The sequence below is a fragment of the Citrobacter sp. CK181 genome, assembly GCF_030333595.1.
Classification (GTDB): Bacteria; Pseudomonadota; Gammaproteobacteria; order Enterobacterales; family Enterobacteriaceae; genus Citrobacter_B; species Citrobacter_B koseri.
Genome location: NZ_JAOWFN010000013.1, coordinates 435,975 through 450,743, shown reverse-complemented (window position 1 = coordinate 450,743; position 14,769 = coordinate 435,975). Strand labels below are relative to the sequence as shown.

General features: G+C 55.5%; 9 protein-coding genes. 6 read left to right on the top strand and 3 right to left on the bottom strand.

What is annotated here, in order from left to right:
• Nucleotides 1-132: 132 nt before the first annotated feature.
• The 6 genes from nirB to OGW17_RS13385 all read left to right on the top strand — a co-directional run bounded on the left by nirB (nt 133) and on the right by OGW17_RS13385 (nt 11,738).
• Complete coding sequence (gene nirB, locus OGW17_RS13410) at nt 133-2,676, top strand: NADPH-nitrite reductase large subunit (protein ID WP_012135475.1); 2,544 nt, start codon at nt 133-135, stop codon at nt 2,674-2,676.
• Entirely contained in the window at nt 2,673-2,999 is a 327-nt protein-coding gene (gene nirD, locus OGW17_RS13405) for a nitrite reductase small subunit NirD (RefSeq protein WP_012135476.1), read from the top strand. Before nirB ends, nirD begins: the two co-directional genes overlap by 4 nt.
• A gap of 308 nt (nt 3,000-3,307) precedes the next feature.
• Nucleotides 3,308-4,117: a nitrite transporter NirC gene (nirC, locus tag OGW17_RS13400; RefSeq protein WP_012135477.1), complete on the top strand. Its 810-nt coding sequence runs from the start codon at nt 3,308-3,310 to the stop codon at nt 4,115-4,117.
• An 11-nt stretch (nt 4,118-4,128) separates the two neighbouring features.
• Complete coding sequence (gene cysG, locus OGW17_RS13395) at nt 4,129-5,502, top strand: siroheme synthase CysG (RefSeq protein WP_047460747.1); 1,374 nt, start codon at nt 4,129-4,131, stop codon at nt 5,500-5,502.
• 327 nt (nt 5,503-5,829) lie between these two features.
• Entirely contained in the window at nt 5,830-11,358 is a 5,529-nt protein-coding gene (locus OGW17_RS13390) for a pectate lyase-fold domain-containing protein (RefSeq protein WP_071259419.1), read from the top strand.
• 209 nt (nt 11,359-11,567) lie between these two features.
• Nucleotides 11,568-11,738, top strand: coding sequence for a YhfL family protein (locus OGW17_RS13385; RefSeq protein WP_012135480.1), 171 nt, complete (start codon nt 11,568-11,570; stop codon nt 11,736-11,738).
• 258 nt (nt 11,739-11,996) lie between these two features.
• Here the strand turns inward: OGW17_RS13385 and OGW17_RS13380 are convergent, their stop codons facing one another.
• From OGW17_RS13380 to OGW17_RS13370, 3 genes are read right to left on the bottom strand one after another with little or no spacing between them, the layout of a single operon-like run.
• Nucleotides 11,997-13,079 carry an aminotransferase class I/II-fold pyridoxal phosphate-dependent enzyme gene (locus tag OGW17_RS13380; protein WP_071259380.1) on the bottom strand — a complete coding sequence of 361 codons (1,083 nt, stop codon included), beginning with the start codon at nt 13,077-13,079 and terminating at the stop codon, nt 11,997-11,999.
• A gap of 12 nt (nt 13,080-13,091) precedes the next feature.
• Nucleotides 13,092-14,396: a YhfT family protein gene (locus OGW17_RS13375; RefSeq protein WP_024131010.1), complete on the bottom strand. Its 1,305-nt coding sequence runs from the start codon at nt 14,394-14,396 to the stop codon at nt 13,092-13,094.
• Between the two features lie 11 nt (nt 14,397-14,407).
• Nucleotides 14,408-14,761, bottom strand: a complete 354-nt coding sequence (locus tag OGW17_RS13370; protein WP_012135484.1) for a DUF2620 domain-containing protein — start codon at nt 14,759-14,761, stop codon at nt 14,408-14,410.
• Nucleotides 14,762-14,769 lie beyond the last annotated feature (8 nt).

Here is a 14,769-nt window from a genome sequence, read left to right as displayed (position 1 = left end):
GACTTATAAAAATGCTGACAAATCAGCAATATACCTCTTAAGGAGTATATAAGGCCGAATTTGATTTACATCAATAAGCGGGGTTGCTGAATCGTTAAGGTAGGCAGTAATAGAAAAGAAATCGAGGCAAAAATGAGCAAAGTCAGACTCGCTATTATCGGTAATGGTATGGTCGGCCATCGCTTTATTGAGGACCTTCTTGATAAATCCGACGCTGCCAATTTTGACATTACCGTGTTCTGTGAAGAACCCCGCAAAGCATACGACCGTGTCCACCTGTCTTCCTACTTCTCCCACCACACCGCTGAAGAGCTGTCTCTGGTGCGTGAAGGCTTTTATGAGAAGCACGGCGTTAACGTTCTGGTCGGCGAACGCGCTATTACGATCAACCGTCAGGAGAAGGTCATCCACTCCAGCGCGGGTCGTACGGTTTATTACGATAAACTGATCATGGCGACCGGTTCCTACCCGTGGATCCCGCCAATTAAAGGTTCCGAAACCCAGGACTGCTTTGTTTACCGTACCATTGAAGATCTCAACGCCATTGAAGCCTGCGCCCGTCGCAGCAAACGCGGCGCGGTGGTCGGCGGCGGCCTGCTGGGTCTGGAAGCCGCTGGCGCGCTGAAAAACTTAGGCGTCGAAACCCACGTTATCGAATTTGCCCCCATGCTGATGGCAGAACAGCTGGATCAGATGGGCGGCGAGCAGCTACGCCGTAAAATCGAAAGCATGGGCGTGCGCGTACACACCAGCAAAAATACCAAAGAGATCGTTCAGGAAGGCACCGAAGCGCGTAAAACCATGCGTTTTGCCGACGGTAGCGAGCTGGAAGTCGATTTCATCGTTTTCTCTACCGGTATCCGCCCGCGTGACAAACTGGCCACCCAGTGCGGCCTGGACGTCGCTCAGCGCGGCGGTATCGTGATTAACGACGCCTGCCAGACGTCTGACCCGGATATCTACGCGATTGGCGAATGCGCCAGCTGGAACAACCGCGTGTACGGTCTGGTTGCGCCAGGCTACAAAATGGCGCAGGTTGCCGTTGACCACATCCTCGAAACCGAAAACGTGTTTGAAGGCGCAGACCTCAGCGCCAAGCTGAAGCTGCTGGGCGTGGACGTCGGCGGCATTGGCGATGCGCATGGCCGCACGCCAGGAGCGCGTAGTTACGTTTACCTCGACGAAAGCAAAGAGGTCTACAAACGCCTCATCGTCAGCGAAGACAACAAAACCCTGCTCGGCGCGGTGCTGGTGGGCGATACCAGCGATTACGGCAACCTGCTGCAACTGGTGCTGAACGCGATTGAACTGCCGGAAAACCCGGACTCGCTGATCCTGCCGGCACATTCTGGCAGCGGTAAGCCTTCCATTGGCGTTGATAAACTGCCGGACAGCGCGCAAATCTGTTCCTGCTTTGACGTCACCAAAGGGATGCTGGTCGCCGCCATCAACAAAGGCTGCCACACCGTTGCGGCGCTGAAAGCGGAAACCAAAGCCGGTACTGGCTGCGGCGGCTGTATTCCGCTGGTTACTCAGGTTCTGAACGCCGAACTGGCGAAACAGGGTATTGAAGTGAACAACAACCTGTGTGAGCACTTTGCGTACTCGCGTCAGGAACTGTTCCACCTCATCCGCGTGGAAGGCATTAAAACCTTTGAAGAACTGCTGGCGAAACACGGTAAAGGCTACGGCTGCGAAGTGTGTAAACCAACCGTCGGTTCTCTGCTGGCCTCCTGCTGGAACGAATACATTCTGAAGCCGCAGCACACCCCGCTACAGGATACCAACGACAACTTCCTGGCGAACATCCAGAAAGACGGCACCTACTCCGTGATCCCGCGTTCTGCGGGCGGCGAAATCACGCCGGAAGGTCTGGTGGCCGTAGGTCGCATCGCGCGTGAGTTTAACCTGTACACCAAAATTACCGGTTCTCAGCGTATCGGTCTGTTCGGCGCGCAGAAAGACGATCTGCCAGAAATCTGGCGTCAGTTGATTGAAGCGGGCTTCGAAACTGGTCACGCGTATGCCAAAGCGCTGCGTATGGCGAAAACCTGCGTGGGCAGCACCTGGTGCCGCTACGGCGTGGGCGATAGCGTCGGCTTCGGCGTCGAGCTGGAAAACCGCTACAAAGGCATCCGTACCCCGCACAAAATGAAATTTGGCGTCTCCGGCTGTACCCGTGAATGTGCGGAAGCCCAGGGTAAAGACGTGGGGATTATCGCCACGGAAAAAGGCTGGAACCTGTACGTCTGCGGCAACGGCGGGATGAAACCGCGTCATGCGGACCTGCTGGCGGCGGATATCGACCGCGAAACGCTGGTTAAATACCTCGACCGCTTCATGATGTTCTACATCCGTACCGCCGACAAACTGACCCGTACCGCACCGTGGTTAGATAACCTGGAAGGCGGCATCGACTACCTGAAGTCGGTCATCATCGACGACAAACTGGGCCTGAACGCGCATCTGGAAGAAGAGATGACCCGCCTGCGTGCAGCGGTGGTGTGCGAGTGGACGGAGACCGTGAATACACCGTCTGCGCAGGTTCGTTTCAGACACTTTATCAACAGCGATAAGCGCGACCCGAATGTTCAGGTGGTTCCTGAGCGTGAACAGCATCGTCCGGCGACGCCGTACGAACGCATTCCGGTAACTCTGGTGGAGGAAAACGCATGAGCCAGTGGAAAAACATCTGCAAAATCGATGACATTCTGCCGGAAACCGGCGTCTGCGCACTGTTAGGCGAAAAGCAGGTCGCCATTTTCCGTCCATATCACAGCGACCAGGTGTTCGCGATCAGCAACATCGACCCGTTTTTTGAATCCAGCGTGCTGTCGCGCGGATTGATTGCCGAGCATCAGGGCGAACTGTGGGTTGCCAGCCCGCTGAAAAAACAGCGGTTCCGTCTGAGCGACGGTCTGTGCATGGAAGATGAAAGCCATTCCGTCGCGCACTACGAAGCTCGCGTGAAAGACGGCGTGGTGCAACTGCGCGGTTGATGAATTTGGGGAGGCGCAACGCCTCCCTTTTTGACGTCTTTGTAGGCCTGATTTGTAGGCCTGATAAGCGCAGCGCCATCAGGCCTACATACCGCCGGATGGCGGCATAAATGCCTTATCCGGCCTACGGTTTTTATTGTTTTTACTTCAAGGACAATCAAATGGTTACAGGCCCGATTTTGTAGGCCTGATAAGCGTAGCGCCATCAGGCAAAACACACCGCCGGATGGCGGCATAAATGCCTTATCCGGCCTACGGTTTTACGATTTCTTTTTTAATTTTATTGTTTTTACTTCAAGGATAATCAAATGTTTACAGACACTATTAACAAGTGTGCGGCTAACGCTGCGCGCATTGCACGCCTGTCGGCAAATAATCCGCTCGGTTTCTGGGTGAGTTCCGCAATGGCCGGCGCCTACGTCGGTCTCGGCATCATTCTTATTTTCACTCTCGGCAACCTGCTTGACCCTTCCGTTCGCCCGCTGGTGATGGGCGCTACCTTCGGCATCGCCTTAACGCTGGTGATCATCGCCGGTTCTGAACTCTTTACCGGTCATACCATGTTCCTGACGCTCGGCGTAAAAGCGGGCACCATCAGCCACGGTCAGATGTGGGCGATTCTGCCGCAAACCTGGCTGGGCAACCTGGTGGGCTCCGTGTTCGTCGCGCTGCTGTATAGCTGGGGCGGCGGCAGTCTGCTGCCGGTCGATACCAGCATCGTTCACACGGTTGCGCTGGCGAAAACCACCGCGCCCGCTACGGTACTGTTCTTTAAAGGCGCGCTGTGCAACTGGCTGGTTTGCCTGGCGATCTGGATGGCGATTCGTACCGAAGGCGCGGCGAAATTCCTCGCTATCTGGTGGTGTCTGCTGGCGTTCATCGCGTCCGGCTACGAGCACTCCGTCGCCAACATGACGCTGTTCGCCCTCTCCTGGTTCGGCCATCACGGCGACGCCTACACGCTGGCGGGAATTGGTCATAACCTGCTGTGGGTGACTCTCGGCAATACTTTGTCCGGTGTCGTATTCATGGGATTAGGTTATTGGTATGCTACGCCAAAAGCGGAGCGTCCGGCTCCGGCAAAAATCAATCAAACTGAAGCTACTGCCAATAATTAAGAGGTAATGTCGTGGACCATTTGCCTATATTTTGTCAATTACGCAATCGTGACTGTCTGCTCGTCGGCGGTGGCGATGTCGCAGAACGCAAAGCGCGGTTACTGCTGGAAGCAGGCGCTCGATTAACGGTCAACGCGCTGGCGTTTATTCCGCAGTTCACCGTGTGGGCAAATGAAGGCATGTTGACGTTAGTTGAAGGGGCATTCGAAGAATCCCTGCTCGACGGATGCTGGCTGGCGATCGCCGCGACCGATGATGACGCCGTGAACCAGCAGGTGAGCGAAGCCGCTGAATCACGCCGCATTTTCTGCAACGTGGTCGATGCGCCAAAAGCCGCCAGTTTCATCATGCCCTCCATTATCGACCGCTCGCCGCTGATGGTGGCGGTCTCCTCCGGCGGCACCTCGCCCGTTCTCGCACGCTTGCTGCGCGAGAAACTGGAGTCCTTGCTGCCCCAGCACCTCGGCCAGGTCGCGCATTACGCCGGCCAGCTCCGCGCGCGGGTGAAAAAGCAGTTCGCCACAATGGGCGAGCGCCGTCGCTTCTGGGAAAAACTGTTCATCAACGACAGGCTCGCGCAGTCGCTGGCGAATGCCGATGCGAAAGCGGTGTCGGAGATCACCGAGCAGATGCTTAGCGAACCGCTGGATCACCGTGGTGAAGTGGTGCTGGTGGGCGCGGGCCCTGGCGACGCCGGGCTGCTGACGCTGAAAGGGTTACAACAGATCCAACAGGCGGATGTGGTGGTGTATGACCGTCTGGTCTCCGACGATATTATGAATCTGGTACGCCGCGACGCTGACCGCGTGTTCGTTGGCAAACGCGCGGGCTATCACTGCGTTCCCCAGGAAGAGATTAACCAGATCCTGCTGCGAGAAGCGCAGAAAGGCAGACGCGTGGTGCGTCTGAAAGGCGGCGATCCGTTTATCTTCGGTCGCGGCGGCGAAGAGTTGGAAACGCTGTGCCACGCCGGTATTCCGTTCTCGGTTGTTCCCGGTATTACCGCGGCCTCCGGGTGCTCGGCTTATTCCGGCGTTCCGCTGACTCACCGCGACTACGCGCAAAGCGTGCGTCTGGTCACCGGGCACCTGAAAACGGGCGGCGAGCTGGACTGGGAAAACCTGGCGGCGGAGAAACAAACGCTGGTGTTCTATATGGGGTTGAATCAGGCGGCAACCATTCAGGAGAAGCTGATCGCATTTGGTATGCAGGCCGATATGCCTGTGGCGCTGGTTGAAAACGGTACGGCCGTCAAGCAGCGCGTGGTCAGCGGCGTTCTTGCGCAATTAGGCGAGCTGGCGAAACAGGTCGAAAGCCCGGCGCTGATTATTGTCGGTCGGGTGGTCGCGTTACGCGATAAGCTAAACTGGTTCTCAAACCATTAATAAATATAGATGCCCTATATCAGGGCATCTTTTTTTTAACACTTTAACGATCATTCATTCTTACATTACACTTTAAATAAGCTAAATCCATTCATTACATAAATATAAAAAAGAATAACGCCATAAAATACCGCACAAAACAGCCATTATCTCTTTTTTATTCGCTAAATAAATTCACCGCACAAATATCGGCAGAATAAAGGCTGGATTGACGCCCCCTGGGTAGTCAGTGGCAAAATAGCGCCATTCATTAATTTTGCAAATAAAGGTTGTCTGTCAGGGCCGCCTTATATTTCTTATTTTATTTACAGGATGGCAACTATGTTTATGCAAAGGAAAAAACTCCTTGCAGTGGGTATTGCGATTGCACTGCAAACATATTACTGCCCGGCAATTGCGGCAGAGAATACAGAAGATGAGAAAGAATGTCCGGTAAATATTTCGTCGTTATCTCAGGCGGAGCGCAATAAGTTACCGGCGAAATGTCTGACGGCAGAAGCCGGGCAGGATAACCATTGGGCATGGGTCGCCAGCGGCGTAGCGGCTCTGGCGGCGGGCATCGCCATTGGCAATCACAGCGACGGCGATTCTCACCACCATTCAACAACGCCAGTCCCGCCAGACGACGGGGGCGACGTTACCCCAACGCCGCCGGATGACGGCGGAGATGTCACCCCAACGCCTCCCGATGATGGCGGCGACGTCACACCGCCCGATGATGGCGGTGATACGCCAGTACCGCCTGACGACACGTCCGTGACGACCTTCAGCAATCAGGTGACGCTGGATAAAGGCACAGACACCCTGCACTTCGACGACATCAAGCTGGATAACGGCGAACACCTCGGCGAAGCCACGCTCAGTTATTCCGAACAAGACGCGCAGTGGCAGTTAACCACCCAGGACGGCAAAACGCTGGCGATTTCCGGCTGGAACGTTACCGACAGCAACGCGGCCGTGATTGAAGGCGCTCAGGCCAACGGCTTTTACTGGAAGTACGACAGCCGGGGCTATCTGATCCTCGCGGATAACAATACCCAGGTTGTCACCGGAGACGGCAATACGCACACCACCGATCGCGAACTGGATATCGGCGGGAAAAATCGTACCGGCGTCATTATCTCGGGCGATAACACCCGTAATACGCTGAACGGGGATTCTACCGTGACCAATGGCGCAGTTGGCCTGGTTATTAGCGGCGACGGCACCACTAACGCTATCTCAGGCAAAAGTACGGTAGATGGCGCTACCGGGGCGTTAATTTCCGGCAATGGCACCTCGACCTCGCTCTCCGGCGATATCACCATCAGCGGCGGCGGGACGGGCATCGTTATCGATGGTGATAACACCCTCATTGACAATGCGGGGACTTCCAGCATTAGCGGCGCAGGTTCTACCGGTTCCATCATTAACGGCAATGACATTCGCCTCATCAACGAAGGGGAATTAAACGTTTCTGACGGCGGCACCGGGGCCAAAATCACCGGTGACGATGCTATCGTCGATAACAAAGGCCATTCGACAACCCGCGGTGCCGGCTCTACGGGGTTGTACATTGAGGGTGATAATGCGCTGGTAATTAATGAAGGTAATCAGCTCATCGCCGATGGCGCGACGGGCGTACGCATCGATGGCGACAACGCCCGCGTACTCAATACCGGTAATATGGCCGTCGACGGCGCTGGCTCAACGATCGCCACCATTACGGGCAATAACGCTGACATGACGCAGAATGGCGACCTGCTGGTTATGAATGGCGCGACGGGCCTGACCATCAACGGCGAAGAAAGCGAACTCATAAACAGCGGCACCACCACCGTGCGTAACGACGACTCAGTGGGCTTCGTTGTTGCCGGTACACAAAACACCTTCAACAACAAAGGTAATATCAACACCAGCCTTAACGGTACGGGAACGCTGATCAGCGGTACTGAATCGCAGGTCAGTCTGACGGGCGATATTAACGTGACTGCGGCTCAGGACAGCAGCGGCGTATTTCGTGGGGCAACCGGTCTTAACGTCTCTGGCGACACGAATACAACAACCATTCTGGGTAATGTGAACATCGAGGCTGGTTACGCGCAAGACGCTCAAATTAAAAGCGATGAGCAGTTACAAGGCATTACCGTTAACGGCAATCAAAATACGGTCAATCTGGATGGCGCGATGAATATCCATCTTGACAGTTCTGATGTCAGCTCTGGGTATGCGAGCGTTACCGGCCTCAATATCAGCGGCAGCGGTAACGCCGTGAATGTCGCCGGTGGTATAAACATCGACTTTTCCCAAAACGAAGCGTCTATTGGCTCTGAAGCTATCGGTATCAACATTGATGGTGACAACACGTTAACGCTAAGCGGTAAATCTACCGTGGATATGACCACTATCACAGGTGGCCAGGCCACGCTGGCAAACGTTAATAATGGCGGCTCCCTGCTCATTACCGATGACGCCACGATTGAAGTGAACGCCGACTATCTGAACTTAAATTACTCCACCGGAAGTAATGCCCTGCTGTCAGCTCATGGCCAGGGCTCGACGATTGAAAATCAGGGCGATATTACCACCCACGGAACAGTCAACGTTCTCCTTGCCAATAAGGGAGCGGAAGCGAGCAACAGCGGCAATATTCTCATCTACGGAAGCAGTGGCGATACGGGAGATGATCGTTCTGCCATCACCCGTGCAAATGGCGAAGATACGGTCGTACACAACAAAGCAGGGGCCGATATCACCCTCTTTTCTAACCAAACGCCAGAGTTCATTAACGGGATCAATATCTACCCGGAAAGATGGTATACCCACACGCTTTACGCCATGCTGGCGACCCAGGGCGGCAGCGTCGTTAATGATAAAGGAGCGACCGTCCATTTACAGGGCGCGGGAGCATATGGCGTCAGTGCCAGTGTAGGGACGGCGTTAAACGAAGGCGATATTTATCTGGACGGTTTTATCCCGACGCTGGACGATGAAAACAATATCATCAGCACAGACTACTGGCAGCCGACATATCTCTATTTGACCAGCTCGGCAATGGTTGCCGGTTCCTCAGACATCGGCTACGGTGACGCCACGGCCATCAACACCGGCACCATCACCGTCAACAACGCCGGGTTCGGTATGATGGCGCTCAGCGGCGGCACGGCCGTTAACCAAGGTACTATTACGCTGACCGCTGATGAAGGTGTGACCGGCGAGGCAAACCAACTGGTGGGGATGGCCGCATTAAACGGCGGCACCGTCGTGAACGACACCACCGGCACCATCAATATTGATGCCGACTACGGTCAGGCGTTCCTTAGCGACAGCAACAGCTACATCATCAATAACGGCGCCATCAACCTGAACGGCAGCCCGATGGACGAAAACGACCCACATATGGGTTCCATGCCAACCGACAAAATCTGGATACGGTCGCTGCCCGGCAGCGGCGACAGCGATAGCCAAACGTCAGAAGCGGGCTTTTTCACCACCGGAGCGCTGGCGAATTACGGCAATGAAACGCTGAACGGCGATCTCGATGTTAGCGGCTGGCTGTACAACGAAGCAGGCGCCACGCTGACCGTCAACGGCGATATGGCGATTAATAACGCTGGCAATATGGAAAACCACGGGACGATGCATGCCGATACGATCACCACGTATCACAGCCTGTTCAACCGCGCAGACGGCAGCCTGACCACTGACCTCCTGACGCTTAATGGCGATATCACCCTGTTCAACGAGGGCAGCTTTACCGGCTCAATTGCAGGAACCTCTTACGCCCAGGAAGTCGTCAATACCGGCAATATGACGGTGGCGGAAGATGGCAAATCGCTCATCAACGGCAGCTTTGCGTTTTATAACCAGGAAGGCGCAACGCTTACCAACAGCGGCAGCGCGGTAGAAGGCGGCGAAAACACCATCATCAACATGACGCGTACCAGCAGTTCCATCGCTCAGGTGAACAGCGGCACCATTACCGCCACCAACGGTTACAGCGCCATCACCACCGCGAATGCCAGCAACTCCCCGATGTGGATCTGGAACACGGAAACCGGCGTGATTAATGGTATTAACCCGGACGCCCCCCTGATCAACCTCAGCCGTGGCTATAGCTTTGGCAACGAAGGGACCATTAACGTCCAGGGCGACAATGCCGTGGCGATCAGCGGCGGCACCAGCAGTTATATCATCGACCTGGTCAACAGCGGCACCATCAACGTCGGCACCGAACAGGGGCAAATAGACGGAACCAACGGCACCGGACTTATCGGCATCAAAGGCAACGGCAACGCCACCACCATCAACAACACCGCCGATGGCGTGATCAACGTGTACGCGAATGACTCTTACGCGTTTGGCGGCCAGAGCAAAACCATCATCAATAATGGCGAAGTGAATTTGCTGTGCGACACCGGCTGCGGCATCTACGCCCCTGGCACTACGGGTACGCAGGACGATCACAACGGTACGGCGGATATCGTGATCCCGGATGCGATTGTCGCGCCGACGCAGGGTGATATTCCAGCGCCTCCGGCCGATCCGAACGCGCCGCAGATGTTAAGCAACTACATTGTGGGCACCAATGCCGACGGCAGTTCCGGTACGCTGAAAGCGAATAACCTGATGATTGGCGACGACGTGAAGGTAAATACCGGCTTTACCGCAGGTACGGCAGAGACCACCGTCGTGGTCGATAACGCCTTTACCGGCAGTAATATCCAGGGCGCGGACAATATCACCTCCACCAGCGTGGTGTGGAACGCCCAGGGCAGCACCGACGGCGACGGCAACGTTGACATCACCATGACCAAAAACGCCTATGCGGATGTGGCGACGGAGAGTTCCGTCAGCGACGTCGCACAGGCGCTGGACGCCGGGTATACCAACAATGAGCTGTACAACAGCCTGAACGTTGGCACGACCGCAGAGCTGAACAACGCCCTGAAACAGGTCAGCGGCAGCCAGGCGAACACCGTCTTCCGCGAAGCCCGCGTACTCAGCAATCGCTTTACGATGCTGGCGGACGCCGCGCCGCAGGTGAAAGACGGTCTGGCGTTCAACGTGATGGCGAAAGGCGATCCGCGTGCCGAACTGGGTAACGACACCCAGTACGACATGCTGGCGCTGCGCCAGACGCTGGATCTGACCGCCAGCCAGAACCTGACGCTGGAATACGGTATTGCGCGTCTGGACGGCGACGGTTCGCAGAAAGCGGGCGACAACGGCGTGACCGGCGGCTACAGCCAGTTCTTCGGCCTGAAACACAGCATGACCTTTAATGAGGGTCTGGCCTGGAACAACAGCCTGCGTTATGACGTGCATAACCTCGACAGCAGCCGCTCTGTCGCCTATGGCGACGTCAATAAAGTGGCGGATTCCGACGCCCGTCAGCAGTACATGGAATTCCGCAGCGAAGGGGCAAAAACCTTTAACCTGATGGACGATGCGCTGAAAATCACGCCGTATGCGGGCGTTAAGCTGCGTCATACACTGGAAGAAGGTTACAAAGAGCGCAGCGCCGGAGACTTCAACCTGTCGATGAACAGCGGCAGCGAAACGGCCGTAGATTCCGTGCTTGGCCTGAAAATGGACTACGCCGGGGAAAACGGCTGGAGCGCAAGCGCCACGCTGGAAGGCGGCCCGAACCTGAGCTACACGAAAAGCCAGCGTAGCGCCACGCTGGCGGGTGCAAGCGACCAGCGCTTTAGCGTTGACGACGGCCAGAAAGGCGGCGGTCTGAACGGTCTGGCAACGATGGGCGTGAAGTACAGCGCCCAGGACAGCAGCCTGCATCTCGACGCTTATCAGTGGAAAGAGGATGGCATCAGCGATAAAGGCTTTATGCTGAACTTTAAGAAAACATTCCGTTAATTAAATAAACGCCACGGTCTGGAGAATATACATCATCTCCAGGCCGTTTTTTATTATGCTGAATCTACGCAAAGCATATTATCCGCAGAATAAGAAGTCCTTATCTGGACTACCTCGCTCCCTTATTAATTGATATGGTAACGTCCGCAAAATGGATTTTTCCATTTATCTCATACAATTAAAATTGTTTTATTTACAAGGATTTTGTCATGTTTAAAATTGCAAAGATTGCCGTTGTGGCAGGGATGCTGGCTACGCTCACCGCGTGTACGGGTCATATCGAAAACAAAAAGAATGATTGCAGTTACGATTATTTACTTCACCCGGCAATTTCTATTTCAAAAATTATTGGTGGTTGCGGCCCGGCCGCGGATCAATAATCGAAACCGTTGTCGCACGATACAAAAAACCGGGGATTCCCCGGTTTTTTCATGTGTGTTTGCCATCACAATGCCGAACCATTGTAGGCCTGATAAGCGCAGCACCATCAGGCTTTCGTGCACACATACATGCCGGATGGCGGCGCAAACGCCTTATCCGGCCTACGGTGCTGTACGCTGTAGGCCTGATAAGCGTAGCGCCATCAGGCTTTCGTGCACACATACATGCCGGATGGCGGCGTACGCGGTGTTGTGCCATCAGGCACACAGGCTTTCCCGCAAAATACGTAACACCGTTTCTTCGCCGCTGCGGTTGGGATTAATACGAATCGCATAACGCGCCAGACCCGGACGGGCCGCACGAAACGTACCGGAAAGGCGATAAAACAATGGCGGGATTTCATACTTGGACTCCGCGCCCACCGGGTAAGGCAACGCCCCGCGCTTTTGCGCCTCCTCCAGCACCTTTTCGGCAACGGGCTGGTGAAACTCCACAATCAACACTTTCGATTGCGCATTCGCAATCACCGCCTGCTTCACTTCCGGCACGGTTCCGCTGTTCAACAAGGCGAGTAAACGTTCCGTCACCCCGGCCTGCACAGCGTGCATCACTGGCGCGAAAACCAGGCCACGAAGCACCGCCAGCGCCTGCGCGCCCTGAATCTGGCTGCCGCCGGAATACATCGTCGCACGTATTCTGGCGATGGCTTCCGCCTCCCCCACCACCGCGCCGGTGCCTTCAGGCCCGAAGAGTTTAAAACAGGAAAACGTGGACAGCGTGGCCCCACATTCACAACCAATACGCGCCACTTTCATCACCGCATAATTATCGTCGGTCAGCGTGGGGACGCCGCATCGCGCAAGCTCCGCCAGCACCCCGGCCAGAGAATAGCAATCCTGCGGTTGCTGACGCGTATGTTGCACCAGCGCCGCATGGGGCCGATGTTCTGCGATAACCTGCGTTATCGTCGCCAGATCGTTGAAATCCGCTCTGACAAGCGCAATCCCCATCTGCTCGACGATCCCCTGCGTTGTGGGATAAACCGGCGCATCATGCACCAGAAGGCGTTGCCCCGGTTTCAGCAGTGCGGCCAGCCCGGCCCGAATCGCGCCGGTTCCCGCGCCCTGCACCAGCACCGCGTCCTCAGCATGAAACGCCTCCGCCAGCACCTTTTCCACTTGCCGGGTGGTTCCCGGCTGGTTAAGCCCCGGACTTAACCCCAGATCGCCACCCTTTAAAAAATCCGCGCCCGGAAAATAACGGCACACCGTATCCACCAGCGTAAACTGCTTCTGCTGCGCCTCGGCGAGCGTCAGGCTTTGCAGGGGGAAGGTTTTCATTTAGACGCCTCCTCAGGCCGGAATAAACAGACCGAACCAGTAGAGAATATTCAACAAGATACCGGTAATCATCACGGCCACGACCGGCGCGGCCATCTTCTGCACCGGGCGCCCCAGCGACTCATTGAGGAAGTAGATAGCAATCGCAATTGAGAAGCCGGTATAACCCGCCATCTTGATCGCCGCAAAAATAGAGCCGATCAGTAGCGCGGTTTCCATCAGCATATTCATCGCGTTACGGATATTGTCCGACGCATTGCGCACCGACGGGTAGCGTCCAAGCCACTTCCCAATTGAGCGCAACAGCAGCACTTCCGCAGAAATCACGACCGCCCCCAGGATGGCGGCAATCCACGGATTCGGCGCCAGATAGCCCACGGAATACACAAAGGTAAAACCGGCCACCGCATACACGCCCGTCGCCAGCGCCGTTGTGGCGATCATCGGCACAAAGCCAAGCCCACGCATGAACTCCGCCAGCGCCGCCTGATGAAGCAAGGTCTGCGACTCTTCAGGCGTAACGCCAGCAGAATAGGCTTTCTCAAGGGTAAAGATCGACACCTCGCTGCCGGCAAAAATATTCATACTGGCGACCGCCGCAATCAACGCGCCGACGATCGCGATATACGGTAAGTTTTTAATAATACGGGAGGTGCGCTCCTCAAAGACGGATAACCCACTGGTATCCATCTCCTCATCGCCACGGTGGCGCAGGTCGTGCGTAATCGCAATCGCCAGCAGCATCACCATGCCGATAAAAATCTCAATCGATTCCGGGTTCAGATGCGGGAAGTAGCGCACTACCAGGACACGCGCCATCAGCACCACAACCGCAGCGATAAGACTGTGTTTCCAGCCGAATTGATAAAAAATCGCCACCAGCGGGAACAGCGCAAAACCGGCGACAACCGGGGAACTCAGCTCGCCAAGGCTCCCCAGCACGTCAACCGGCAAGGCGGTAAGCAGATGGTTCACCGGCAGCAGACAGGTCAGAATCAGCACGCCCCAGGCGGCGCCAAGCCCAAACGCCAACAGGCTATTGATCGCCAGTACGCCAAGAATATCGGTAGGTAAAAACAGCAGCCAGGCGTTAAGCAGCCCCGTTTTGAGGGTAAATGAGATCCCCACCGACGCCACAAAACCGATACTCAAACCAAACGCGATACTCCCCGCCTCCCGGCGGTTCATATAGCCTTCGATCAGTTGCGGTAGGATCGGGCGAATCCCGTCATGGAAAACGGCGGCTGAGCGATGCGCCAGTAGCGACGTCATCCCCGTCAGGCAAGCCACCACCAGAATCTGAATATACAGCTCCATAAGCATGCCTTTTATTTCAAGTGGTTAACCAGCATGGGAATCGCATGCTCAACATGTTCGACGGAGAGGCCAAACGCCACTTTCCCTTCCGCGACCATCTTTGCGATATGCTCGTCTTTCGCTTTAATACCCGGCTTAGCGATGGTGCAGCTTTTGTTGTAGCCAATCACCGCAATCGCTATCGACAACGCCGCGCCAGCGCCGGTATTACACGCGCCGATGTAATAATCCAGTTGCCCGGACTTCACTTTCATCGCCGCTTCCATATCGTTGTGAATGGACACGTCAAAGCAGCCGGGCGCCACGGTCTCGATGGTTTTTTTAATCTGCTCACGCTGTAAGCCAGCAACACCAATCTTTTTCATCTTTCTGT